Raw genomic sequence first — 25,932 nt, forward strand, 5'->3', positions numbered from 1 at the left:
CCGAGGCATATCGGTGTTCGCCCCGTCCTTCATCGGCTCCTGGCGCCAAGGCATCCACCGTGTGCCCTTAGTAGCTTAACCTGCTACGGTTTCTCTCCCGGTGATGCAACTTGACGAATGACCATTTCGTCATTTGCCTTATTCCATATCTTATTTTCAAGGTGCGTTCTCTCCATTGCGCCGGTCATTGCGGCGACAAGAAATAATATAGCATGATCATCCAACATAAGCAAGCATTTTTTACAAGAAATAAATGGAAAAACTAACCTCCCAAACGATTATCTCGTCTCCTTTTGAAATTAAGAAAATCTTAATCCTTTTAATCCATTTATATTCTTCTGCTGCCGGAGTTAAAAATGATTATTGCTTTTTTATTATTTTCTGAAATAATTGAATTATAATATATTTCCTGTCGCGAAAATCATTTTTCATTAACGATTGGATCTGCTTTTGAAAGGAGTGATTTCAAGATGAAATTGAACAGAAGGCAGATATGGACGTTATTTCTGATTTTTAGCGGAACCCTGATCAACGCCATCGATCGTTCAAGTTTGGCGACAGCCAACACCTTTATCGCCAAGGAATTACATCTGAGCATGGGAACCATGGGCTTAATCCTCTCCGCTTTCGGTTGGGCTTATCTCTTCTTCAATATTCCTGCCGGTTGGTTCGCCGACCGGTTTGGAGCCAAGAAAGTCTACGGAATCACAGCGGCAATCTGGTCAATCGCATCCGCGGTCACCGGACTCGCTCGCGGAGCCCCGTTGCTGTTCGCCAGCCGCATCTTGGTCGGTTTGGGTGAGGCCGCGAATTTCCCGGCAGCGACAAAAATCGTTGCGGAAAACTTCAAACCTTCGGACCGCAGCACGGCAACGGGCATTTATCTTTCTGGATTGCGACTGGGATACGCTTTAACGCCAGGCATTATGATCGGCCTGATGGTGTACTTTGGCACTAAGGAGCAACCGGACTGGCGCATGGCTTTTTATATTACCGGGCTGGGCAGTCTTCTGTGGGTAATCCTCTGGTTCGCCACCTTTCGCGAGAAAAAAACGATTCCCGCCGGCAACGAAGTCACCCCTTCAAACAAAATCACTTCATTCCAATTATTAAAGCACCGAAACACCTGGGCGATCATCATCATCAAATTCTTTCAGGATTACCTTTATTATCTCTATCTGACCTGGTTGCCGGGCTTTTTGATCGAAGCACGAAAACTGGATCTGGACGCCGTCACTTTTTACGCAACCCTTCCCTGGGTGGCCGGGATGCTGGCACAACCTCTGATCGGAGTTTTGGCCGATTATTTAATTAAAAAAGGTTACAACCTTACCATTGTGAAAAAAACCCTTTTAATCACCACTCAAGTGATCGCATTATCCGTCATTGGAGCTGCTTATGCCAAAGATGCAGAAACTGCCGCCTGGCTCCTAATCATTGCCATGGCCGCCGAATCGGCATCAACAGCGATTCTATGGACGCTTCCCCAAGAGCTCGCTCCGGAAGGAGCCGCCGGCACCCTCGGCGGGATCATGAATACAGCCGGTGCATTCGCTTCCATTGTCTCTCCGGCAATCACCGGCTTTATCGCACAATACTACGGTTTTACGGCTGCACTTACATTTGGCGGATCAACGATGCTAATAGCTTCCCTCAGCGTTCTGTTTTTCCTGACAAAAATCCAACCGATCCGAATATCCACAGCAAAAACGAAGACAAAAAAAACAACATAATCGACAAATACAGAAGCATGGAATGCGCGATATTCAAATTTCTTCCAATTACTTACTTTTATTTGGACCGGCTTACCCGGAGTCAATGTACTCAAAAAAAAGACCCATTCCCTCCCTTGCACGGGGAGAAAATGGGTCCTCTCTTCTATTTCTGATCTGCGCGTTTAATCCACTCCGGCAGCTCTTTCAATACTTCTTCAACTGACAATTCCTTGCTTTCCCCGCTGCGGCGCAATTTGATCTCGACCAGTCCCTCTCCAGCTTTTGCTCCGACTGTGATCCGAACCGGAATCCCCAACAGATCAGCATCTTTAAATTTGACGCCGGCCCGCTCTTTGCGATCATCAAATAAAACTTCGATTCCTTCTTTATTCAGTTCCTCGTACAACGCTTCGGCAAGACGGGCTTGGTCTTCGTTTTTCATATTGACCGCAATCAGGTGAACCGTATACGGCGCAATCGCCACCGGCCAGATAATCCCGTTTTCATCATGATGTTGCTCAATCGCTGCGGCAACAGTCCGGGAAACTCCGATGCCGTAACAACCCATGATAAAAGGTTGTTCTTTGCCGTTTTCATCGAGGAAACGGGCATTCATCGCCTCACTGTACCGGGTTCCCAGCTTGAAGACATGGCCCACTTCAATTCCGCGTTTGAACTGAATCGTTCCCCCGCAGCGCGGACATGCATCACCTTCCTGGATATTCCGGAGATCGCCGGCGAGATCGACTTGGAAATCGCGGCCGATCTGTACATGCATCAGATGAGCGTCAGCTTCATTCGCTCCGGTGATCATCTCATTCATTCGCATGACAGCATGATCCGCCAGGATTTTAACCGGTTCCTTCAATCCGACCGGTCCGACAAAACCGCTTGAAGCCCCTGCGATCCGTCGAACGGTTTCTTCATCCGCCAATTCGCATACGGCTCCCTCAAGCAAGTTTTTCACTTTCACATCATTGACTTCATGATCCCCGCGGACAAGGACGAGCACGGGTTCACCATCGACAGTAAAGAGCAAACTTTTTACCAGCTGGTGCGGTTCCACATCGAGGTACTCGGCCACCTCTTCAATGGTGCGTTTCCCCGGGGTGGCGATCTTCTCACGCTCCGAAACCGGTGTTTTGTCCGAAACCTCCTCATTTCCGACCACTTCAGCCATCTCGATATTAGCTGCGTAATCGCATGCTTCACAGATGGCGATGGTATCTTCACCTGCGTCGGAGAGTGCCATAAATTCATGGGTTCCCTTTCCTCCGATCGCTCCCGCATCCGCTTCCACCGCGCGGAAATCAAGTCCGACCCGGGTGAAAATATTCATATACGCCCCAAACATATCCTCATAGGTTTGATCAAGCGATTCGCGATCGGCATGGAAGGAATAGGCGTCTTTCATCACAAATTCCCGGCCGCGCAGCAAACCGGAGCGCGGTCTTTTCTCATCGCGGAATTTCGTTTGGATTTGGTAAAGCGCCATCGGCAGCTTTTTATATGAATTGATCTCGCCCCGCAAGAGATCGGTGATCACTTCTTCATGGGTTGGCCCCATCGCAAAACTGCGGTCATGCCGGTCGTTGATCTTGAAAAGCTCCGGCCCGTAGTTTTCCCAGCGTCCGGATTCATGCCAGAGTTCGGCAGGATGCAGGACGGGCAAGAGCAATTCCTGCGCCCCAATGCGATCCATTTCCTCACGGACGATTTTCTCCACTTTATGTAATACGCGAAATCCGAGCGGCAAGAAGGTATAAACCCCAGCTGCCAACTGCCTTATAAAACCGCCGCGCAATAAAAGGCGGTGACTTACCATCTCCGCTTCTCCGACATTGCGTAACGTCGGAATCAGCGCATTTTTTTGCCGCATAAAAATCCCTCTCTTTACTTAAACTGCATCAAACATAATCATACACAAAACCAGCCCAAGAAAAAAGCAAAAAACAAACCCAGTTTTCCTCACCGGGCGGAAAACCGGGTTAACGTTCACATCAGGCCAATCAAGGTTCCGGGCAGGAACCCATTGTTCCCTCAGCTCAAGTGAAAAAAATCGTTTTAATATCATTAAACGTGACCACCAGCATCAGCACCATCAGCAGAGCAAATCCGACAAAGTGAACCAGGCTTTCCTTGTTGGGACTCACCGGGCGGCCACGAATTGCTTCGATTGCAATGAAGACGAGGCGGCTGCCGTCAAGGGCGGGAATCGGCAACAGGTTGAAAATCCCCAGGTTCAGGCTCAAGAGAGCCATCCAGCGAATCAGCGAAGCCAGTCCGCTTTCGGCCGCCTTACCCGTAATGCTTCCCATTTGCACAGGACCGCCCAAACTTTTGATGGACAATTGCCCTGTAACCAATTTACCGAATCCGTCCAGAATAAAGCCGGACCACTCATATGTTTCCCGTACTCCGTCAGTCAATGCCTCTCCGATCGTCGCTTTTCTTTTCATTTTCTCCTGGTTGAAATAGGCGCCGATCTGGTAGACATCCCCGTTTTTTTCGGGCGTAACAGGGAGATTCAGCTTTTTCCCGTTGCGCTCGATGGTGATTGTCACTGTTTTTCCTTTGGAATCGATCAGGTAATACCGCAACGAATCCATGGTATGAACTTCATGCCCATCGACGGCAACGATGACATCACCTGCTTTGATGCCCGCTTTTTGCGCCGGTTTTCCCGGCATGGTGCTGTCCACGGGCAACTGGTCTTCAATGCCGGCCATCAAAGCGTAAGTGGCGAAGAGGATCACAGTTAATATAATGTTGAACAGGGGTCCGGCAAAGATCGCCATCGCCTTTTGCCCAACGCTTTTGGAGCCAAACTGACGATCGACCGGAGCGATTTGCACATGGGTTTTTTGATCATAATGAATAATGGTTTGCGGATCGAGGGCATACCTCATTTCCACTTCATTTTGATCCTCAAGGACCACATACAGCTGTTTCTCCAGGTCCGCTTCCACCAACCTGCCCACAATCAACTGTTCCGGCAAATCGGTTGGCTCATACAAGTAGAGATGATTCAGCTTTCCCTCACCGGATTGTACGGCATATACGAGGGATCCCGTCTTGATCTCGACCACTTCCGCATCTTCCCCAGCCATTCTCACATACCCGCCGAGTGGAAGCGCACGAATGGAATAGAGTGTTTCTCCATAGAGCTTGGAAAAAATTTTCGGGCCAAAACCAATGGCAAATTCCCGAACCAGAATACCTGCCCGCTTGGCAAAAAGAAAATGTCCCAATTCATGAACAAATACCAAGAGGCTGAGAACGAGAATAAAGATGATCACTGTTTGCATGCTTGTTATCACCACCCCGGTTAATCAGAGAACAGCCCCGCAGCTCAGGTTATGCGGATGAGACTCTCTCTGGCGAAGGCTCGCGCCCAGCGATCCGCTTCCATGATTTCTTCCAGCGTTGGATTGTGCACCACCTCATGGGCGGATAACGCTCTTTCCACCAATTCTTCAATCACTGGAAACGGGCATTCGCCGGCCAAAAATGATTGTACCGCCACTTCATTGGCCGCATTTAAAACCGTCGGCATCGTTCCCCCGGTTTTTCCGGCTTCATAAGCCATTTTCAAACAGGGAAAGCGTTCAAGGTCCGGTGGACGGAAGTCCAGGCGGGACAAAGCCACAAAGTCCAACCGCTCCGTCTGCAAAGGCAAACGGTTGGGATAGGACAATGCATATTGAATGGGAACCCGCATGTCAGGCGTCCCCAACTGGGCCATCACCGCGCCGTCCTGAAACTCCACCATCGAATGGATGATGCTTTGCGGATGAATGATCACATCTATTTTCTCATAAGGCAGATCAAATAGCCAGTGAGCCTCAATCACTTCCAATCCCTTGTTCATCAACGTTGCCGAATCGATCGTCACTTTTGCCCCCATCGACCAATTGGGGTGTTTCAACGCTTGTTCCACCGTTGCGTTCTCTATTTGTTCCCTTGTCCAATCACGGAAAGCTCCTCCGGATGCAGTGACAATCAAGCGGCGAACTTCGGAAATGCGTTCTCCATTCAAGCATTGAAAGATGGCGGAATGTTCACTATCAATCGGAAGCAGGGGAACCTGTCTCTTTTTTGCTTCCGCCGCCACGATATGACCGGCGCTGACAAGCGTTTCCTTGTTGGCCAGACCGACCTTTTTCCCTGCGCGGATGGCTGCCAGGGTCGGCACCAATCCTTTGCTTCCCACAATGGCCGAAACAACAAAGGATGCTTCCGGATGGGAGGCCACTTCGACGGGGGCATCCTCGCCATAGATAACCCTTACTTCCTGCCCCACCTCCCGCTGCACCTGTTCAGCTGCTTCTTTCGTAGCCATCGAGATCAATTTGGGTTTAAACGTCCGCGCTTGTTCCACCATTTCGCGGACGTTTCCCCCTGCCGCCAGCGCAACCACTTCAAACTCATCGGGATGCTGGGCGATCACGTTCAAGGTACTGCGTCCGATTGAACCGGTGGAACCCAAAATGGCGATTTTTTCCGGCATTCCCCGCTCTCCTTTCACACTGCCTGAATTAAATGCAAAATGAGAAAAACAAACAACAAACTGTCAAAGCGATCCAATACGCCGCCATGCCCCGGCAGAATCCCGCCGGAATCTTTTACACCAGCGCTTCTTTTCCAGGCGGATTCAACCAAATCTCCCAATTGGCCGACGATGGTGATAAACAATCCCATTCCCAACGCCCACAGGGAGCTCCCCAATTGGGGATGGATCAGCCAGATGACCAGACTGGTCACAATCCCAAACATGATGCCGCCCAGCGAACCTTGAATCGTCTTGTTGGGGCTGATCTGGGGCCACAATTTGTGTTTCCCCCACTTTTTTCCGATAAAATAAGCACCGGAATCGTTTGCCCAAGTCACAATGATGACAAGAAGGGATAAGGCAAGTCCGTCAGGCTTCCAGATGGCCACCATCATATATAAAAAGCCGTATCCTATGTATATGGCTCCTGCCAATAAATAAGCCATTTGAAAGAGATCAAAGCGATTGCGGCTCAAGACGATCAAAACAGAGTAGAGCGCCAGTCCCAGCAACAGTGGATTTGGTTCTTTGAGGAAAGAAGAAGACGACTTCAAGACCGGCAGCTCCATTAATCCGGAAAGAAAAATCAGTGCGATTACAATAAGGCCAAAAAACATTTGCGGCGTTTTCCAATGCTGCTCTCTCATCTGCGCAAATTCCAAAAAGGCGATGACCGCCAGTACAAACATCAAGGCGGTATACCACCAGCCTCCCAAGGACAGCAGCAGCAAAAAGCCGAGAGCGCCCAATACCCCTGTAATGATTCTCTGCTTCATCGTTTATTTCCCCTGTCTTTACACCGCTCCAAATCGCCGCGAACGACGCTGGAATTCTGCAATCGCCTGATGGAAATGCTCGATGGTAAAATCAGGCCACATCGTATCGGTAAACAGCAACTCGCTGTATGCCAGTTGCCACAACAAGAAATTGCTGACGCGAATTTCTCCGCTCGTACGAATGACAAGGTCAGGATCAGGCAATCCTTTGGTGAGCAAATACCGGTTCATGGTTTGTTCATCGATCTCTTCCTTATCAATATGACCATTTTGCACATCGTCTATAATGTTTTTTACCGCGCGCAGGATTTCATCCCTCGAGCCGTAATTGATCGCAAAGTTGAGAATCAATCCGGTATTGTGTTTGGTCTCTTCTTCAAATTTGATCAGGGCCTGCTGCGTCTGCGTCGGAGTTTTGCTCTTCTCCCCCAGCATTTGCACTTTCACGTTGCGTTCAACCAATTCCTTGAGATCGGTTTTTAAAAACTCGATCGGAAGTTTCATCAGATATTCGACTTCCTCTTGCGGACGTTTCCAATTTTCGGTCGAAAATGAATAAAAAGTGAGGACTTTAATACCTAAGTTGTCGGCTTCCCGGATCACTTCACGCACCCGTTTCATTCCGGCCGCATGACCCGCCGTACGGGGAAGACCCCGTTTTTTGGCCCAACGACCGTTTCCATCCGTGATAATGGCCACGTGTTCCGGCAGGGGAGCCTTTTTGATCTGTTCCAACAACTCTTTCTTTCCTTGTTCCCTCTTCTCATTGCCAACCAGGCGTTTAATGGATTCAATCATGAAACATTCCTCCGCAAAGGTTAACTCATCCCGTTTCTCATCCCTGGGGTAGACAGAAAACCCCCTCTGGAAAGAAGGGGTTTTCACCCAATCATTTTATGTTTTTAAATCTCCATCATTTCTTTTTCTTTCGCTGCAACCACTTGATCCACTTCCTTGATGAAACGGTCGGTCAATTTTTGGATCTCTTCTTGACCCCGACGTGCCGTATCTTCGGGAATTTCCCCATTTTTCTCTAATTTCTTGATTTCATCATTTGCATCGCGGCGCACGTTGCGAATTGCCACTTTGGCCTCTTCTCCCATTTTACGTGCCACTTTCACCAATTCATTGCGCCGTTCCTCGGTCAACGGAGGAATCGTGATGCGGATCACACTTCCATCGTTGGTCGGAGTCAACCCCAAATCCGATTTCAAAATGGCCCGTTCAATTTCGCCCAAAGCGGACTTGTCCCAAGGCTGAATGGCAAGTGTGCGCGGATCCGGCGTGGAGATATTGGCCATTTGGTTGATCGGCATTTCGGTACCGTAGTATTCGACGGTCACTTTGTCCAAAAGAGCCGGATTGGCCCGACCGGCCCGAATCGTGAGCAAATCTTTTTTAAGCACTTGGATGGCTTTTTCCATTTTCGATTCTGCTTGCGATTTTACCTGGTTCACGAAATCACACGCTCCCTTTTACCAGTGTACCAATATGTTCACCCAAAATGACACGGCGAATATTGCCTTCTTCGGAGATGTTAAATACGATCAAAGGAATGTTATTGTCCATGCAAAGCGAGGAGGCAGTGGAATCCATCACTTTCAGGCCTTTGTTCAAAATCTCCAGATAGGTGAGCGAATCATATTTTTGGGCAGCCGGATCTTTGAGGGGATCCGCCGTGTACACGCCATCCACCCCATTTTTGGCCATGAGGATCACATCTGCTTCAATCTCGGCAGCACGCAGAGCGGCGGTTGTGTCGGTGGAAAAGAAAGGATTTCCGTTGCCGGCGGCAAAAATGACCACCCGTCCTTTCTCCAAATGGCGGATTGCCCGCCGGCGAATATAGGGCTCGGCCACTTGCCTCATTTCAATCGAAGTCTGGACGCGGGTGGGAACCTCCATACTTTCGAGCGCATCCTGCAATGCCAAGGAGTTCATCACAGTGGCCAACATTCCCATATAATCAGCGGTGGCACGGTCAATTCCGTGAGCGGAACCGCTGATCCCCCGCCAAATATTTCCTCCTCCCACGACTACGGCAACTTCGACGCCGAGCTCGACAACTTCCTGGATCTGACGGGCCAAAGAGCGGATCACTCGCGACTCGATGCCGTATCCTTGATCCCCGGCCAACGCTTCACCGCTCAATTTCAAAACAATGCGTTTATACTTGGGAGTACTCATTCGCTTCCTCCAATCAACCGCAGTTCTTAAAAAAAAAGGAACACAATGGCCGTGTTCCCTATATATCTTCTTAGCCTTGTTTAACTTGGGACATAACTTCCTCTACGAAGTTGTCTTCTTTCTTCTCAAGGCCTTCGCCCATTTCATAGCGTACAAAACGGCGAATGTTGATGTTTTCACCCAGTTTGGCGATCGTTTCTTTCAACAGTTGATCGATCGTTTTGTCCGGGTCTTTCACGTAAGCCTGGTTGAGCAGGCAAATTTCTTGGAAATGTTTTTTCAGGCGGCCTTCCACCATTTTGTCAACGATGTTTTCCGGTTTTCCTTCTTGCAGTGCTTGTTGTCTCAGGATTTCCCGTTCTTTTTGCACTTCTTCTTCCGGAATTTCTTCACTGCGGACATATTTCGGGTTCATTGCGGCGATTTGCATAGCCACATCTTTTACGAAGCTTTTGAAGTCATCGGTTTTGGCCACGAAATCGGTTTCGCAGTTCACCTCTACGAGAACGCCGATCCGTCCGCCGGCATGTATGTAGGATTCAACCACACCTTCGGCAGCGATGCGTCCAGCTTTTTTGGCCGCTTTTGCAATCCCTTTTTCACGCAGGTATTCTATCGCTTTTTCCATGTCACCATTGGTTTCGGTAAGCGCTTTTTTGCAATCCATCATGCCTGCGCCCGTTTTTTCGCGCAGCTCTTTTACCATTGCAGCTGTAATTGCCATGAATGGTCCTCCTTCATCTGATTCCAGTTCACTTTTTCGTATAAAAAGGGGTGGGCATGAATAACTCCATGCCACCCTCTTTTACTTTCTCATCAGGAAGCTGTGGTGCTTTGTTGTTCGCCCTGGCGTCCTTCCAAAATCGCATCGGCAATTTTTCCGGTGAAGAGACGAACAGCACGGATGGCATCATCGTTACCCGGGATTACATAATCGACTTCGTCCGGATCACAGTTGGTATCCACGATGGCCACGATCGGAATGTTCAGCTTGCGTGCTTCTGCAACCGCAATGCGCTCTTTGCGTGGATCGATGACGAAAATCGCATCAGGCAGTTTTTTCATGTGTTTAATACCGCCCAGGAATTTCTCCAATTTGGCTTGTTCTTTTTTAAGAAGGATCACTTCTTTTTTCGGCAGTACGTCAAATGTGCCGTCTTCTTCCATGCGCTCCAGTTCATGAAGGCGCTCGATGCGTTTGCGGATCGTTTGGAGGTTGGTCAGCGTGCCGCCGAGCCAACGATGGTTCACATAGAACATGTCACAGCGCTCAGCTTCTTCCTTAACTGCTTCCTGCGCTTGTTTTTTGGTTCCGACAAAAAGGATGTTGCCGCCGTTTGCAGCCAGTTCACGTACGAAGTTGTACGCTTGCTCCATCATTTTGACGGTTTTTTGCAAATCGATGATGTAAATTCCATTACGCTCTGTAAAAATGTATTTTCCCATTTTCGGGTTCCAACGGCGAGTTTGGTGACCGAAGTGAACCCCTGCTTCCAGCAGTTGTTTCATGGATACAACAGCCATTTTAAAATCCTCCTTGTTGGTTGGTCCTCCGCCGAAATCATCGAAGGCAGAAACCGCAATCCGCGGCACCGCTGCCCGCTTCTTCGGCGTGTGTGTTTACACCATTGTTGAATATACCATACCCCATATCTGATCGCAAGGGAAAACTTTGCGCGAAAAGCTTCCTACAAAATATACTGGCTCAAATCCCGGTCCGTTACGACATCAGCCAAACGCTCCTGCACATATTGCGGTGTAATCGTGATTTCCCCCATCCCGATCTCCGGAGCTTCAAAAGAGAGCTCCTCCAGCAACCGCTCGAGAATCGTATGCAGGCGACGGGCTCCGATATTCTCGGTGGAGCTGTTCACTTCCTGCGCCAGCCGGGCGATTTCTTCCACTGCTTCTTTGGTAAAGGTAATCTTGATGCCTTCCGTTTCCAAGAGGGCGATGTATTGTTTGATTAAAGCGCCTTTCGGCTCGGTTAAAATCCGCACGAAATCATCGGCGCTCAAATCGTCCAGTTCGACGCGTATGGGGAAACGCCCCTGCAGTTCCGGGATCAGGTCGGACGGTTTGGAAACGTGGAACGCACCGGCGGCGATAAACAAAATGTGATCCGTTTTCACCGGCCCGTATTTGGTGATGACAGTGGAACCTTCCACGATCGGCAAAATGTCGCGCTGCACACCCTCACGGGAAACATCGGGGCCGCGCTGGTCCTTGCCGGCGATTTTATCAATCTCATCAAGGAAAATAATGCCCGACTGCTCCACACGGGAAAGCGCCTCCCCGATCACGTGATCCATGTCGATCAGCTTTTGCCCTTCCTGCTGAGTCAGGACTTCTCTCGCTTCCTTGACGGTTAGTCTGCGCCGCTTGGTTCTTTTCGGCATCAGCTGCCCCAGCATTTCCTGCATGTTCATTCCCATCTGCTCGACGCCGGTTCCGGCGAACATGTCAAACATGGAGGGCATCTGCTCTTCCACCTCAATCTCGATCATCTGCTCCTCCAATTCGCCGCGCAACAATTTTTCTTTTACCAACGCCCGTTCTTCCCTGATCCGCCTTTTCTCCTGCTGTTCCTGAGGTCCCGGGGTTCCCTCGCTCTTTTGCTGGAACAGGAATTCGAAGGGGTTTTTAAAAGCGGGAGACTCCTTCTGATCAGGAACCAGGATGCTGACGATCCGATCGTTGGCCATGGCCCGGGCCTCGTCTTTCACACTTTCCAGTTTTTCTGCCTTGACCATGCGAATCCCCGTTTCCACCAGATCGCGCACCATCGATTCCACATCACGCCCGACATAGCCCACTTCGGTAAATTTGGTCGCTTCCAGTTTGACGAAAGGGGCACCGACCAATTTTGCCAGACGCCGGGCGATTTCCGTTTTCCCCACCCCGGTGGGACCGATCATCAAAATATTTTTGGGAACGACTTCGTCCCTCAGTTCTTCCGGCAGCAGCATCCGGCGGTAGCGGTTGCGAAGGGCGATCGCCACCGCTCTTTTCGCTTGCGTCTGGCCGACGATGTATTTATCCAATTCGGCGACAATCTGTCTGGGTGTCCATTTTGCTTGCGGACTTAACTCGGGCATGTTATACCTCCTCCACAATGATGTGGTCATTGGTAAAGACACAAACCTCACTGGCGATTTTCAGGGCCGCCTCGGCGATCTCACTGGCTGACAGATGCGGTGCATACCGTTTTAACGCCCTGCCGGCAGACAGCGCGAAACTGCCGCCCGACCCGATGGCCAGAACCTCATCATCCGGCTCGATCACTTCGCCGGTTCCGGAGATCAAAAAGAGATGATCGTTGTTCATTACGATCAACATCGCTTCAAGACGACGCAACACTTTATCGGAACGCCACTCTTTCGCCAGTTCAACTGCGGCGCGAGGCAGATTGCCGTGATACTCTTCCAGCTTCCCCTCAAATTTTTCAAAGAGCGTCACTGCATCGGCAACGGAACCGGCAAAACCGGCAACAACCTGACCTTTATACAGACGGCGGACTTTTTTGGCCCCGTGTTTCATAATCAGTTGGTTGCCAAAAGTGACTTGGCCATCGCCCGCCATTGCGGCAGAACCTTTATGGCGAACAGCAAAAATGGTCGTGGCATGAAAATCTCCCAAACTCTGTTTCCCCCTTCATTCAAAATATCCTATGTATGAAGAAACGGCTCTTTGCCATGAACCCGTTTCTTCATTTATATTTTTAAAGCTTCCTTACTATACTCTACTGCTTATAAAAATCCCTGTGCAAGGGGATCAGAAAAGTTCCCGGCGAAACGCTTCAATATCTGCCAGGGCCCGCTCCGCATATTTTTCCGCCCGCTCCTTCTTGCTCTTGATCCGTTCGGGCAACTCTTCAAACAGGCCGAAATTGGCATTCATCGGCTGAAAATGAGCAGGGTCTGCGCTGGTGATATAGTGGGCCATGCTTCCGATCGCCGTTGTTCTGGGCGGTACGACCAACTTGCGTCCCTGCACCAGACGGGCGGCATTAATCCCGGCGAGAAGCCCGGCTGCTGCGGATTCGACATAGCCTTCAACCCCTGTCATCTGCCCGGCAAAAAAGAGATCGTCGCGCATGCGGATCTGGTAGGTGGGGCGCAACAACTTCGGAGAGTTGATAAAGGTGTTGCGGTGCATCACCCCGTAACGGACAATTTCCGCATTCTCCAGACCGGGAATGAGCTGGATCACTTCTTTTTGCGGCCCCCATTTCAAGTGCGTTTGAAAGCCGACTATGTTATACAAGGTCCCCGCGCTGTTGTCCTGGCGCAATTGAACCACTGCATGCGGCCGTTTTCCCGTACGGGGGTCAACAAGCCCCACCGGTTTCATCGGGCCGAAGAGCAGCGTTTTCTTCCCGCGTTTGGCCAGCACTTCAATCGGCATGCAGCCTTCAAAGTAAATTTCTTTTTCAAAGTCCTTTAAAGGCGCCACATCTGCATGGATCAACGCATCATAAAACCGGTCGAACTCCTCTTCGGTCATCGGGCAATTGAGATAGGCTGCTTCCCCCTTGTCATAGCGCGAAGCGACAAAAACCTTGTCCATGTCAATACTGTCCTTTTCCACGATCGGAGCCGCCGCATCATAAAAATAGAGATAATCCTCACCAGTCAGACGCTTCAGCTTGTCCGACAAGGAAGCAGACGTGAGCGGGCCTGTGGCAATCACAGTCGGTCCGTCCGGGATATCCGTCACTTCCTCCTTGCACACTTCAATATTGGGATGCTGGGATAAGATCCGGGTAATTTCCCCCGAAAACGCCTCACGGTCGACCGCCAAAGCGCCGCCGGCCGGAACCGCATGTTGGTCCGCGCATTTCATGATCAGCGAATTTAAACGGCGCATTTCCTCTTTCAAAATGCCGACCGCATTGGTCAGGGAGGCGGCCCGCAGCGAATTGCTGCATACCAACTCCGCAAACTGGCCGCCTCGATGGGCAGGCGTCATCTTGACCGGGCGCATCTCATACAGCTTGACCCGAACACCGCTCTCCGCAATCTGCCAAGCGGCTTCGCTTCCGGCCAGTCCGGCCCCTACGACGGTAACATATCTGTCTGTCATTTTCCTTCTCTCTCCCTTTTTTCAGGAATTCGGTTCTTCATAATCGCAAACACTGCAACGAATCACTTTCTCTTTTTTTGTCTTTTTCTCAATCATGTAATTTCCGCACTTCGGACAAGGACGCGGTACCGGGCGGTCCCAGGAAACAAAATCGCAATCTGGGTAACGTTCACAGCCATAGAAGGTGCGCTGTTTTTTGCTTTTCCGCTCCACGATCTCCCCTTTTTTGCATTTGGGGCAGGTGACTCCCGTCGACTTTAAAATCGCTTTGGTGTTACGGCATTCGGGAAATGCAGAACAGGCCAGGAACTTCCCGTAACGCCCGAACTTGTAAACCATCGGGCTTCCGCATTTCTCACATACTTCGTCGGAGACTTCATCCTGCAACTCCACTTCCGCCATCTCTTTTTCCGCTGTGACCAGGCGTTCGCGGAACGGACGATAAAACTGATCCAGGATCTCAATCCAGTTCGCCTTCCCGGCTTCCACCTGATCCAGATCATTCTCCATATGCGCGGTAAACTCCACATTTAACACTTCGGGGAAAAACTCGCCAATCAGCCCGATGACAATTTCACCGAGCTCGGAAGGCACAAAGCGTTTGTCTTCCATCAGCACATAGCCCCGTTTTTTAATCGTTTCCAACGTCGGGGCATAAGTGCTGGGACGGCCAATCCCTTTCTCCTCCAGCTCTTTTACCAAAGTGGCTTCGGTGTAGCGCGGCGGAGGCTGGGTAAAATGTTGTTTCGGCGTAATCGATTTTCTCTTTAAAGGCTGTCCTTTTTCAAGCGGCGGCAGCCATTTGTTTTCTTCATTTTTATTATCGTCCTTTCCCTCGACGTATACCTTCATAAAACCGGGAAATTTCATTTTGGATCCGGTCGCCCGAAATAAAGCCTCCCCGACCCGGATATCGGCGGTAACGGCATCGAAAACGGCCGACGCCATTTGTGAAGCGACGAAACGCTCCCAAATCAGTTTATAAAGGCGAAATTGATCCCGGGACAAGTATTCTTTCATCTTGTCAGGAGTACGGTGCACGGAGGTTGGACGGATCGCTTCGTGAGCATCCTGTGCTCCGGCTTTTTTCTTGTGCGTGCGCGGCGCGTTGGTTAAGTACTCGCTACCGAACGTTTCCTTAATATAATTGCGGGCTTCTGCCGTGGCCGTCTCCGAGACACGGGTGGAATCAGTTCGCATATAGGTAATAAGGCCGACCGTCCCCTCCTTGCCCAGATCCGCCCCCTCATAGAGTTGCTGGGCGATTGCCATCGTCTTTTGCGCCCGGAAATTCAACTTGCGGGCCGCTTCCTGCTGCATGGTGCTGGTGATAAACGGAGGCGCGGGATTTCGGCGCCGCTCGCTCGTTTTGATCTCTTCGACGACAAATCGTTTTCCTTTGATTTTATCCAACAGTTGCTCAACATCGGCTTCCGATTTTAACTCCGTTTTTTGCCGTCCATACCCAAAAAATTTCGCCTCCAGCTCCTCATCCCCGCTCAACAGCACGGCGGTAACCGTCCAATACTCTTCCGGGACAAAGCGGCGAATTTCGTTTTCGCGGTCGATAATCAATTTGACGGCAACCGATTGAACCCGGCCAGCGCTTAATCCTTTTTTTACTTTTTTCCAGAGAATCGGGCTGATTCCGTAACCGACTAAACGGTCGAGAATCCGCCGGGCCTGCTGGGCATTGACCAAATCCATGTTGATCCTGCGCGGGTGCTTAAAGGCATCTTTTACGGCCGTCTTGGTGATTTCGTTAAAAACCACCCGGCATTCCTCATTCAAGGGAAGCTTTAAAATTTGCGCCAGATGCCAGGCAATCGCTTCCCCTTCCCGGTCAGGGTCCGCTGCCAGGTACACGCGCTTCACTTTTTTTCCGGCATCGCGCAGCTCCTTGAGAATATCCCCTTTGCCCCGCACCGTAATATATTTGGGTTCAAATTGATTTTCCACATCAACGCCCATCTGGCTTTTCGGCAAATCGCGCACATGCCCCATCGAAGCCTTGACAATATATTTGCTCCCCAGATATTTTTTTATGGTTTTCGCTTTTGCGGGCGATTCGACGATCACTAGCGAATCGGCCATAAGATGGCCCTCCCCTCAACATTGGTAGAACTTTTATTTTCAAACGAATTGACCATTTTCCAGTTTGAAACAACATCCCCGAAGTCAATCGTAATGGATACAATATCAAATTTAAACGGGAAAGTTCAACTTCTGTCAAATGAATTCCGGACAAAACGGGCACCGGGCAGCTGCAAAACCGCTTTTTTCAATTCAAGTTGCAACAAAATCCGCTGAATCTCCCCGGGCGGAAACTCCCGTCCTCCTTTTTCCAATAAGAGAGGAAGCGGAACCGGCTCATCGGTATCAAAATAAGACAAGATTTTTTCTTCCTTTTCGTCAAAATCCTGCTTCTGACGGTCATGCGCTTCCGCCTGTTTCTGTTTGCCCGGGGTCCAGTCGTAAAATTCCTCCAAAATATCATTGCCGCAAACAACGCATTTGGCTCCCTGCCGGATCAATTGCAGGGTCCCCCGACTCTGCACGGAGGTAATCGGGCCGGGAACGGCAAATACCTCACGCCCCTGTTCCAGGCTGAAATCGGCGGTAATCAGCGAACCGGACCGCTCAGCTGCTTCAATCACTAATGTTCCCCGGGAAAGGCCGCTTATGATTCGATTGCGCGCCGGAAACAGTCCCGGATGGGGAGTGGTTCCCGGAATCGATTCCGATACCACGGCTCCGGTCCGTACGATTTCATCGTAGAGCGCGCGATGATTTTTCGGATATACCACGTCCGCTCCGCATCCCAAGACGGCAACCGTTTTTCCCCGATGTTCCAAAGCCGTTCGGTGAGCTGCTCCATCTATGCCATTGGCCATTCCGCTGGCAATCACAAATCCGGCCTCCACCATTTCCCGGACGAGCTGTTTCGTCACCTTCAGCCCGTAAGGAGTGGGGCGCCTCGTTCCCACTACGGCAAGGCTCGTTTCCCTGAGCAGCCCGGCATTTCCCTTTATGTACAAAACCCAGGGCGGCATGGCAATTTCTTTTAATAATAACGGATATTCATCACAAAAATAGGTAATTACCTCAATTTTCTTATTTTTCAACCCCTCCTTCACCTGCTTGATCCACGCCGGATTCCACTTTTGTTTGAGCAACTTCACCATTTTCGGCGAAATCCCATTATGCCGCAAAGCATCGATGACGGACGGGGTTAAATCCTGATCAGGCAGAAAGCCCGCTTTCAGAAGCCGAGCCATGGTGTTCCAACCAACCCCCGGTATATGATGGATCGCCGCCAATCCGTCCCGTAAGTCCAAAAACAACATCTCCTTTCAGTTGAAAAGTAAAAAGCGGAAACCTCGCTCAGAGGTTCCCGCTTGTTTTCTGCAGGATGTTTACGACTTAGTGATGCACTCGCCCAGCAAACCCCTTTCTTCCAAGACCTTCACCAATGTTTCCCCGATCACGGCCGGTGTGGGTGCAACAGTAACCCCTGCGGCGGTCAACGTCGCGATTTTTTCCGCAGCCGTCCCTTTTCCGCCGGAGATAATCGCTCCCGCATGTCCCATCCGTTTTCCCGGAGGTGCAGTTTGACCACCGATAAAGCCGACAACCGGTTTCGTCATATTGGCCTTGATCCATTCGGCAGCCTCTTCTTCCGCGGTACCGCCGATTTCCCCGATCATGATCACCGCTTTTGTATCCGGATCTTCTTCAAACGCTTTCAAGCAGTCGATAAAGTTGGTTCCGTTGACCGGGTCGCCTCCAATTCCGACTGCGGTGGATTGCCCGATGCCGCGGGTGGTCAACTGATGAACAGCTTCATAGGTCAGCGTCCCGCTGCGGGAGACAATTCCCACATGTCCCGGGGTATGAATATAGCCCGGCATAATACCGATTTTACACTCGCCCGGAGTGATGACGCCGGGGCAGTTCGGACCGATCAGTCGCGTTTTCTTGCCTTCCATGTAGCGTTTCACTTTCACCATGTCCAGCACCGGAATCCCTTCCGTGATACAAACCACCAAATCGAGCTCCGCATCGACAGCTTCCATAATCGCATCAGCGGCAAAGGCCGGCGGAACATAAATCACGGAAGCGTTCGCACCGGTCGCATCAACGGCATCCGCCAGTGTGTTAAAAACGGGAACCCCTTCAATTTCGGTTCCTCCTTTGCCCGGGGTGACTCCCCCAACCACTTTTGTACCGTATTCCAGCGCTTGTTTTGTATGAAATAATCCGGTTGCACCAGTAATTCCCTGTGTGATTACTTTAGTATCCTTATTTACGAAAATACTCACCGTTAATTACCCACCTTTCTCAGGCGTACTCTCTATCCGTTCATTACTTTACGAGTTCGACGATTTTCTTCGCTCCGTCTTCCATCGAATCAGCAGCAACAATTGCGAGGCCGGATTCATTCAAAATCTTCTTGCCGAGCTCCACGTTGGTTCCCTCAAGACGAACCACCAGCGGACGATCAAGGCCAATTTGTTTGGCCGCTTCGACTACACCGTTGGCAATGACATCGCATTTCATGATTCCACCGAAAATATTGACAAAAATTCCTTTTACATTGGGGTCGGACAAAATGATTTTGAAAGCTTCACGCACTTTGTCCGTGGTTGCGCCGCCGCCCACATCGAGGAAGTTGGCAGGTTCACCGTCAAAATGCTTGATAATGTCCATCGTTGCCATGGCCAAACCCGCACCGTTCACCATACAGCCGATATTTCCATCGAGAGCGATATAATTGAGATCAAATTTGGAAGCTTCCACTTCTTTTGGATCTTCTTCATCCAAGTCGCGCATTTCCAAAATATCTTTATGGCGGAACAAGGCATTTGAATCAAAATTCAATTTCGCATCGAGTGCCATCACCCGACCGTCTTTGGTGGTGATAAGCGGGTTGATTTCCGCCAGGGAGCAGTCATTTTCGACAAAAGCCTGATACAGGCCGAGCATGAATTTCGCAGCAAGATTGATTTTATCTTGCGGGATGCCGATGCGATAAGCCAGACGGCGGGCTTGGAACGGCAACATGCCTGTCGCCGGATCGATTACTTCTTTGAAGATTTTTTCCGGCGTTTTTGCCGCCACTTCCTCAATCTCGGTTCCGCCTTCTTCTGACGCCATCATGACGACGCGGCTGGTCGAGCGATCGATCACCATGCCGACATAATATTCTTTCTCGATCGGCAGTCCCTCTTCAATCAACAGCCGTTTTACCTCTTTCCCTTCCGGTCCCGTTTGATGGGTTACCAGCACTTTCCCCAAGAGTTCTTGCGCATGCTGTCGCACTTCATCCAGGCTTTTGGCCAGCTTCACGCCACCTGCTTTACCGCGGCCGCCGGCATGAATTTGCGCTTTCACCACCCAGAGATCACCGCCCAGGCTCTCTGCCGCTTTCACTGCTTCATCCGGTGAAAACGCAACATGCCCGTTGGGTACAACAACACCATATTTCTTCAGGATTTGCTTCCCTTGATACTCATGAACGTTCATTCGCGATCCTCCAATCACAAGTACAATCCGATGACTTTGCTTGCCGCCTTGGCGCTTTCGATCAGAGTATTCCCCGTCAGACTAGGCCAAACTGCTGCTTTTTTTCTATGTATCTGCCATTTCCTGCCTGAATCCCCTTTCAAAAAAAGGCGCTTGGCCTGGCAAGGACAGAAAACCATTCAAGTTTGGCTCATATGAAGTATAGCTCAGGCACACTTTTTTGCCAACCACCCGTGGTAAGAACATTCCATTCATAACACGAAAAAACGAGAGGATTTTTGCCGCTATCCTCTCGCCATCCCAAATCACTTCACAAAATCGATAACAATGGCAATAATGAAGATGAGAAAGAAAATCCCGGAAGACACTCCGGCCGCTTTCACAAAATCGATGAAATCGTTTTCCTGGTTTTGCGGCGTATGCTCTTGTGCCGACATGCCACTCTCCTCCTCATGCCTTATTTCCTAATATGAAAAGTATAGCACGCTTTGAACAAACATAAAACGAATCGATTGGCAAAAATTCAAGATACCGGAATAATTCAGTCGTTTTATTGATCTTACCCATCCATCCTCAGTTTACCCGTTTCGGGAGCAAAATTTGCACACAATAACATGATTAAATCTTCCGGGGATGGATTGGAGGAAAACGAGGATTTATGTAAAAATTACCATTATTAGACCGAGAGGAGGTTAACCGAATGAATATCCCCCGCCCTTGGGCCTATGCATTTGTTGCCGTCGTGGTAATCATCGCGGTAATCGGCTTGATCCACCCCTCTCTGGATTGGCTCAAGTCCGCCTGGCCGGAAGCAAAATCAGCCAACACCAAAGCCGACCCATCGCCGGTCAACGCCAAAACGCGCGATATCCATCTGTTCACTGTCGAATACAAAACGCTCCTGTCCGGGAAAGAAAAAGAAGTATACCGCTTTGATCCCGGCACCGTCATTGTGATGAAAGGGGAAAAAATCCGCTTGCATATCCACGGTCTAAACGGAAAAGTCCATCATTTTTCCATTCCGGAATTAAAAGTGGCCGGCTCGGTTGAAAAAGGAAAAATCGCCACACTTGAATTTACTGCTGACCGAACGGGGACTTTTGAACTCATCTGTCACGATCATATAACCGAAACCCATGAAGGCCCCATGATCGGATATGTGACGGTCGTCCATCCTTGATCTTTTCCGTGCAAAGAAATCTGTGGAAGCCGGTTTGCCGAAAAGCCGGCTTATTTTTTGCACAAGTTTGTTGCAAATATGTCTGTCCCCCGCCCCTCCCCGCAAGCCAAATGATCCCTCAGTGATTCCTCCAAATCTCACTTCATGCGAGATGAGTCTTTTTTATTCCTCCGCTGGCCGGGCTGTGATAAGATGCAATCATACAATAAATCAAAATGGAGGGAAACGGAGTGTCAATCCGCTTTCAAACCCCCTACCAATATGTTTTCATCCATAATAACGTCAAACATTTGCTGCTGTTGTGGGAAAAGGAACACAAGCGGCAGTTATATATTGTTGAGGAGGAGGCAGATGAGATGCTCCTCCTCTTTCCCGGCGATTCCTACACCGAAACGGTTCTTGATCAGATCGAGCCCATCCTTTTTCAGCGGCTGGAAACGGATGCAGGGCCGTTTCTCGCCGTTCTCGGGGCGACATTTACCTATGACGAGCGAAAAATGGTCATGTATTATCATCCGGAGCATCCAGACCGGGAAATTTACTTTTTCGAATGGTCAGGAGACGGGATTGCCGAGTTGGACGAGGAAGAATATGAAGCCGTCACTCGTGCTTTTATCAATGAATTTCCGGAATTTTTCCCCGACGAAACCTGACGATGGATCCGCAAAAACGGGCAACTGTCATCATTGCCCGTCCCCCCTTTTCAGGCTCTGCTCCCGTCTGCATCCGAATCTTTCTCCAACTCTTTCAACCACCTGCCCCACAAAAATCCCTTCTAGCCGCCTTGCCTTTAAAAATATATGAACTCCCTGGTTGGAACGCCGCTATCACTCTTTACCTAAATGAATATGAAAAAAGTATCCATCTATTTAAGAGGGTTTTAGCCATCCGTCTTCTGAAACCCCCGGCTCACAGGTTATAAATCTATTTTATCCAAGAATATTCACCAAATGGTTATCAAGGAATATCTTATAGTAACCGTTTCTTTTCGTAGTTATGCATAAGGGAGGTGCAGACCTCTTGAACCAGGGAAAGCAAGAACAACAACAGAAAAATCAGTTTGATGAATTATCGAAACAATTGCAAAGGGCAATCAAACTGAAGATTTACGACCTTTGTCTTCAAGTATTGAATTCGGAGGAAACGGAATCAAAAGTAAAAAAATTATTTGATTATACGGAACTTTTGAGCCCCGGAACAAAAGAATTAATTAAGCAAAACATCGAAAAAGGGTTGATGGAAGAAGAGAAAAATCAGGAACCCGTTAAAAACAAAAAACGGAAGAAAAAAAGAAAGGGGTAATCGGACATGCGCTGTCGCAAGCGAAAAAGATGGCGTTTTCGAAGGCGATTTCTGTGTAAACGCTGCCGTCGATTTCTCCTTCGACGACGCCGGCACCGCAGATGCCGTGATCATCCACACCGGCATCCCTTCCCAGCACTGCCGGGTGCCCATGTCAACAATGAGGCAAGGGTGGACGGCCCGGTCAGCGGCTTGATCAATATCATCGTTCAAGTCCCGGTCAATACAGGTGATGCAACCTCCTTGCACAACAGTCACCAAAACGCGCTTTCCAATGCCCTTTAGAAAGCGGTCAAGCATTTTTTCAAAAAAAGGAGGCGAAACATCATTGAACCATTTTCTGACTCCCGAACAGGAAAAACAGATCCGTGCTTTGATCGATGAATTGCTTCCCCCCAAAAATAATCCCGTATCCGTTCAGGTTCAGATGCCTTCCCGGGTCAATTCAGTGCTTGCCGAGCTAACCAACAACATACCTGGACCTGGATCTTCATCCGGTATTCTTGGCGTCATAACCAACGGGTTCAACTCATTTCTGAATCATTTAGCCAAACTTTTCTCCAATTTGGTCGAAATTCTCGGCCCTGATGCGGTCAATCAACTTTTTCCCGGATTAGTGAACGTGATCTACAAAGAGGTGCCGATCGAGCAAATGAAAAAAGCAGCCCAACCACCATCCCAAACTGAGTAAATCCTCGCGATTCCGTGAAAGGAGGTGAAGCTGATGCAATGCTGCTCAAAAAAGAAAAAGAGAAGGAAAAAACACTGTTTCAAATTTTGCTGTCCCCGTCGGAAAAAGCACTGTCACGACAGACACCATCACGATCGGCACCGTCACAATCGGCACCGTTGCGACCATGATGGGGCCCGCGCAACGGTAAATAACAAGGCTAACACAGGCCCGCAAAGCGCTGGCTTAGCAAACATCAACATTCAAGTGCCCATTAACTTGGGTGATGCCACTGCAATCAACCGCAGCTGCAACAACTCAATCTCAAATACACTTTAATGAGAGGGGCCGTTTCGGCCCTCCCTTTTCCTCCTCCACGCCCGCTCTTTACATAAAGCGCAACACGTAAAAGCCTTCTTTTTAGGAAGACAACCATTTCTTTCTCCGCCCACACGCAAGCAGATCAAGCAGAATATAGTATAACAAATGAAAGATTTGCAGATCTTTCCCGGGTTCGCACATTCGAAAGGAGGTGAGATGAATGAACTTTTCGTTTACGCAAGAACAACTTAATGAGTTGCGCTCTCAACTTGAAGAGATCATTCAAAAAAAAGTCAGTGAAAACGAATCCGTTGAAATCCAGGAACAAGAACAACAACAACTGATTTCAGGCTTACCCTCATTGATTTCAAGTGTGTCAGGAACCGTTCCCTTGATTTTAAACAGTGTGATTTCAGGCGCTGTTGGTTCTCTTAATATACTTGCCGGCGGGTTAATCAATGTTCTCAACAGCTTACTGGGTATAGTCGGAGGATCGGTCTTGAACGAGACAAACAATGAACTTTCTCCGGCGCTTGCCAACCTGATTCAAAAAACCGTTCCAACAGGGCAAAACAAACTGACCAAATAATCTGGACCCATTCTCTTGAAAGGGGGTGAAGCTGATGCATTGCTGCTCGAAAAGAAGAAGAAAGCATAGACACTGTTTCAGAATTTGCTGCCCTCGCCGGAGAAGGCACCGTCACGATCGGCACCATCACGATCGGCACCATCACGATCGGCACCGTTGCGAAGACGGAGCTCACGCAACGGTTAACAATACCGCCAGAACAGGTGCTCAAAGCGCAGGTTTGATCAACCTGAACGTCCAAGTACCCATTAACCTGGGTGATGCCACTGCAATCAACCACAGCTCCGGTAACTCTGTATCCAACCTGTTGTAATCCTCTGCGGGGCCATCGTGCCCCTTTTTTTCATATTTATGTCATCCTCCCTGTTTTGGATCGGGCGATACAGCAAAACAAAAAGCTTTGCCCCGAACTTAAAGGCAAAGCTTCGCTTCATCAATGACCGACAGGCGTGATCCCGTATGCTTCATCCAATTTAGCCAATTTTTCTTTGATATGACGCCGGTACGTATCGATGTAGGCTTTTGGCTCCTTGGGATTGGGGAGGCGGGACAGGCGGCCGCTGACCGGGGAGATGATCTTGCTGACGGCACCGCAGCCCAAACCGATGATCGTCTGTCGTTCTTCCATGATGATGATGTTGTACAGGCTCTCTTCTCCGGGAAAAGCATAACCGACATTTTCCTGGTTGCCCAAAATATTTTTCTGCCGGTAGAGATAGTAGGGTACATACCCCTGATCCCGGGCCCACTCCCGCGCCATCCGCACCATCTCCCGCGTCTCTTCCCGGCCGGCGACGCGGTATTTCTCTTTATTTTGCGTCATCACGGAACCGCTTTTAAAGGACAGGGTGTGTACCGTGAGCGATTCGGGACGCAGCTCGCGCATGACATCCAGCGTTTCGGCAAACGTCTCGAGCCCTTCGCCCGGAAGGCCGATAATCAGGTCCATATTGATATTGTTTAAGCCCATCTGCCGCGCCAATTGATATTTTCTCAACGTTTCTTCCACTGTGTGGTGCCGGCCGATCACTTTGAGCGTTTCTTCCTTAAAGCTCTGCGGATTAATACTGATCCGGTCCACATTCCAGCGCTTCATCAGCGCCAATTTTTCCTCATCCAGTGTATCGGGGCGCCCTGCTTCAACCGTCCATTCCCGGACTTGGCCGAAATCGGGAATATGGCTCTTTAATTGCTGAAACAACGACTCCATCTGCTCAGCCGAAATCGAGGTCGGGGTGCCACCGCCAAAATAGATGGTCGTGACCGGCAACCCCCGCGTTCTCAGCCATGCACCAACAGCGGCAATCTCTTCATGAAGTCCATCCAAAAAGCCTTCCACCGACCCCGTACGCCCCCCGATCGCATACGCGGGAAACGTGCAGTAGGCGCATTTGGTCGGGCAAAACGGAATCCCGATATAGAGGCTTACTTCCTTGTCCAGCTCATAAAAATCGGGAAGCACGGTAAGCTGCCGCCGGATGATTTCTTCCAGAATCTGCGTCTTCTCCGGATGAAGCAGATACTCCTGCTCCAGCAAGCGTTTTGCCTCTTGCAGGGAATTTCCCTTTTGCAGCAGCGTGTGAAACAGCTTCGTCGGGCGGACTCCGGTCAAAATCCCCCAAGGCTGCTCAATCCCTGTTGCTCTTTCCAAAACCTGGACAAGCACATAGCTGATCGCCTGCTTCATCCGTTTCCGAATCTCTTTTTCGCCTGTGCATCCTTCGATGGAACGCACATGTTCCGCCGACCACTGCACTTTGTCTGCGGTCAGCGTCACCCGAACTTCAATCGCTTCGGATTCGTCAAGAGTAAATTCAAGCTGAAAATCAGCCCGGTCATCCGTTTCCGTCAGCTGAACCTCTTCAAAAAAAAGACGGGCGATCAATTCCACATCCCGAAATAAGACCGGATCAATCCCTTTAATTGCAAATCGCGTCATGATCTCACTGATGCCGAAACCGGCATGTTCCTCCTTTTCCACTTCCATCTACTTCCCACAGTCTAGCAATAGCCGCATGGGAAATCAATG

At 49.7% G+C, this 25,932-nt stretch carries 24 protein-coding genes and 1 rRNA gene; 5 read left to right on the forward strand and 20 right to left on the reverse strand.

The window, feature by feature from the left end:
• A 23S ribosomal RNA gene (locus tag I8U17_RS13280) occupies positions 1 to 81 on the reverse strand; the annotation flags it as partial.
• Positions 82 to 470: 389 nt separating this feature from the next.
• Between I8U17_RS13280 and I8U17_RS13285 the strand changes: the two genes are divergently transcribed.
• Positions 471 to 1,733 carry an MFS transporter gene (locus I8U17_RS13285; RefSeq protein WP_198059534.1) on the forward strand — a complete coding sequence of 421 codons (1,263 nt, stop codon included), beginning with the start codon at positions 471 to 473 and terminating at the stop codon, positions 1,731 to 1,733.
• A gap of 145 nt (positions 1,734 to 1,878) precedes the next feature.
• On the opposite strand, the gene I8U17_RS13290 is transcribed toward I8U17_RS13285, so the two are convergent.
• The 17 genes from I8U17_RS13290 to I8U17_RS13370 all read right to left on the reverse strand — a co-directional run bounded on the left by I8U17_RS13290 (position 1,879) and on the right by I8U17_RS13370 (position 20,278).
• Positions 1,879 to 3,594 carry a proline--tRNA ligase gene (locus tag I8U17_RS13290; RefSeq protein WP_033102353.1) on the reverse strand — a complete coding sequence of 572 codons (1,716 nt, stop codon included), beginning with the start codon at positions 3,592 to 3,594 and terminating at the stop codon, positions 1,879 to 1,881.
• A gap of 166 nt (positions 3,595 to 3,760) precedes the next feature.
• Positions 3,761 to 5,023, reverse strand: coding sequence for an RIP metalloprotease RseP (gene rseP, locus I8U17_RS13295; RefSeq protein WP_033102352.1), 1,263 nt, complete (start codon positions 5,021 to 5,023; stop codon positions 3,761 to 3,763).
• A 44-nt stretch (positions 5,024 to 5,067) separates the two neighbouring features.
• Positions 5,068 to 6,225: a 1-deoxy-D-xylulose-5-phosphate reductoisomerase gene (locus I8U17_RS13300; RefSeq protein WP_033102351.1), complete on the reverse strand. Its 1,158-nt coding sequence runs from the start codon at positions 6,223 to 6,225 to the stop codon at positions 5,068 to 5,070.
• Between the two features lie 14 nt (positions 6,226 to 6,239).
• Positions 6,240 to 7,043: a phosphatidate cytidylyltransferase gene (locus I8U17_RS13305; RefSeq protein WP_198055723.1), complete on the reverse strand. Its 804-nt coding sequence runs from the start codon at positions 7,041 to 7,043 to the stop codon at positions 6,240 to 6,242.
• Between the two features lie 18 nt (positions 7,044 to 7,061).
• Entirely contained in the window at positions 7,062 to 7,841 is a 780-nt protein-coding gene (locus I8U17_RS13310) for an undecaprenyl pyrophosphate synthase (protein ID WP_198055722.1), read from the reverse strand.
• A 104-nt stretch (positions 7,842 to 7,945) separates the two neighbouring features.
• Positions 7,946 to 8,467: a ribosome recycling factor gene (frr, locus tag I8U17_RS13315; protein WP_052154455.1), complete on the reverse strand. Its 522-nt coding sequence runs from the start codon at positions 8,465 to 8,467 to the stop codon at positions 7,946 to 7,948.
• A 37-nt stretch (positions 8,468 to 8,504) separates the two neighbouring features.
• Entirely contained in the window at positions 8,505 to 9,230 is a 726-nt protein-coding gene (gene pyrH, locus I8U17_RS13320; RefSeq protein WP_033102347.1) for a UMP kinase, read from the reverse strand.
• A gap of 70 nt (positions 9,231 to 9,300) precedes the next feature.
• Positions 9,301 to 9,954, reverse strand: a complete 654-nt coding sequence (gene tsf / locus I8U17_RS13325) for a translation elongation factor Ts (RefSeq protein ID WP_033102346.1) — start codon at positions 9,952 to 9,954, stop codon at positions 9,301 to 9,303.
• 92 nt (positions 9,955 to 10,046) lie between these two features.
• Positions 10,047 to 10,754, reverse strand: coding sequence for a 30S ribosomal protein S2 (gene rpsB / locus I8U17_RS13330; RefSeq protein ID WP_198059535.1), 708 nt, complete (start codon positions 10,752 to 10,754; stop codon positions 10,047 to 10,049).
• A gap of 164 nt (positions 10,755 to 10,918) precedes the next feature.
• Positions 10,919 to 12,328 carry an ATP-dependent protease ATPase subunit HslU gene (gene hslU / locus I8U17_RS13335; RefSeq protein WP_033102344.1) on the reverse strand — a complete coding sequence of 470 codons (1,410 nt, stop codon included), beginning with the start codon at positions 12,326 to 12,328 and terminating at the stop codon, positions 10,919 to 10,921.
• Between the two features lies 1 nt (position 12,329).
• Positions 12,330 to 12,869 carry an ATP-dependent protease subunit HslV gene (hslV, locus tag I8U17_RS13340; protein WP_033102343.1) on the reverse strand — a complete coding sequence of 180 codons (540 nt, stop codon included), beginning with the start codon at positions 12,867 to 12,869 and terminating at the stop codon, positions 12,330 to 12,332.
• Positions 12,870 to 13,004: 135 nt separating this feature from the next.
• On the reverse strand, positions 13,005 to 14,315 hold the full coding sequence (trmFO, locus tag I8U17_RS13345; protein ID WP_033102342.1) for an FADH(2)-oxidizing methylenetetrahydrofolate--tRNA-(uracil(54)-C(5))-methyltransferase TrmFO: 1,311 nt from the start codon (positions 14,313 to 14,315) through the stop codon (positions 13,005 to 13,007).
• Between the two features lie 21 nt (positions 14,316 to 14,336).
• Positions 14,337 to 16,409 (reverse strand): type I DNA topoisomerase, encoded by a 2,073-nt coding sequence (topA, locus tag I8U17_RS13350; protein WP_198059536.1) that lies wholly within the window; start codon positions 16,407 to 16,409, stop codon positions 14,337 to 14,339.
• A 125-nt stretch (positions 16,410 to 16,534) separates the two neighbouring features.
• Positions 16,535 to 17,653, reverse strand: coding sequence for a DNA-processing protein DprA (gene dprA / locus I8U17_RS13355; RefSeq protein ID WP_198055719.1), 1,119 nt, complete (start codon positions 17,651 to 17,653; stop codon positions 16,535 to 16,537).
• A 78-nt stretch (positions 17,654 to 17,731) separates the two neighbouring features.
• Positions 17,732 to 18,637, reverse strand: a complete 906-nt coding sequence (gene sucD / locus I8U17_RS13360) for a succinate--CoA ligase subunit alpha (RefSeq protein WP_033102339.1) — start codon at positions 18,635 to 18,637, stop codon at positions 17,732 to 17,734.
• Between the two features lie 43 nt (positions 18,638 to 18,680).
• Complete coding sequence (gene sucC, locus I8U17_RS13365) at positions 18,681 to 19,841, reverse strand: ADP-forming succinate--CoA ligase subunit beta (RefSeq protein WP_033102338.1); 1,161 nt, start codon at positions 19,839 to 19,841, stop codon at positions 18,681 to 18,683.
• A 305-nt stretch (positions 19,842 to 20,146) separates the two neighbouring features.
• On the reverse strand, positions 20,147 to 20,278 hold the full coding sequence (locus tag I8U17_RS13370; protein ID WP_160173936.1) for a YqzM family protein: 132 nt from the start codon (positions 20,276 to 20,278) through the stop codon (positions 20,147 to 20,149).
• Positions 20,279 to 20,541: 263 nt separating this feature from the next.
• Here I8U17_RS13370 and I8U17_RS13375 point away from each other — a divergent pair, with 263 nt between their 5' ends.
• The gene (locus I8U17_RS13375) at positions 20,542 to 21,021 is read left to right on the forward strand and encodes a cupredoxin domain-containing protein (RefSeq protein WP_052154452.1); all 480 of its coding nucleotides are present in this window, start codon (positions 20,542 to 20,544) and stop codon (positions 21,019 to 21,021) included.
• A gap of 230 nt (positions 21,022 to 21,251) precedes the next feature.
• Positions 21,252 to 21,674, forward strand: coding sequence for a hypothetical protein (locus I8U17_RS13380; protein ID WP_033102337.1), 423 nt, complete (start codon positions 21,252 to 21,254; stop codon positions 21,672 to 21,674).
• A gap of 611 nt (positions 21,675 to 22,285) precedes the next feature.
• Here the strand turns inward: I8U17_RS13380 and I8U17_RS13385 are convergent.
• Entirely contained in the window at positions 22,286 to 22,462 is a 177-nt protein-coding gene (locus I8U17_RS13385) for a hypothetical protein (protein ID WP_160173935.1), read from the reverse strand.
• Positions 22,463 to 22,651: 189 nt separating this feature from the next.
• Here I8U17_RS13385 and I8U17_RS13390 point away from each other — a divergent pair, with 189 nt between their 5' ends.
• The gene (locus I8U17_RS13390) at positions 22,652 to 23,014 is read left to right on the forward strand and encodes a hypothetical protein (RefSeq protein WP_033102335.1); all 363 of its coding nucleotides are present in this window, start codon (positions 22,652 to 22,654) and stop codon (positions 23,012 to 23,014) included.
• Between the two features lie 520 nt (positions 23,015 to 23,534).
• Positions 23,535 to 23,903, forward strand: a complete 369-nt coding sequence (locus tag I8U17_RS13395) for a hypothetical protein (protein ID WP_033102334.1) — start codon at positions 23,535 to 23,537, stop codon at positions 23,901 to 23,903.
• Between the two features lie 433 nt (positions 23,904 to 24,336).
• On the opposite strand, the gene I8U17_RS13400 is transcribed toward I8U17_RS13395, so the two are convergent.
• Complete coding sequence (locus tag I8U17_RS13400; protein WP_198059545.1) at positions 24,337 to 25,842, reverse strand: coproporphyrinogen III oxidase; 1,506 nt, start codon at positions 25,840 to 25,842, stop codon at positions 24,337 to 24,339.
• Between the last annotated feature and the right edge of the window lie 90 nt (positions 25,843 to 25,932).

Origin of the sequence: Thermoactinomyces sp. CICC 10521 (assembly GCF_016055135.1) — a bacterium.
GTDB classification, from domain to species: Bacteria; Bacillota; Bacilli; order Thermoactinomycetales; family Thermoactinomycetaceae; genus Thermoactinomyces_A; species Thermoactinomyces_A daqus.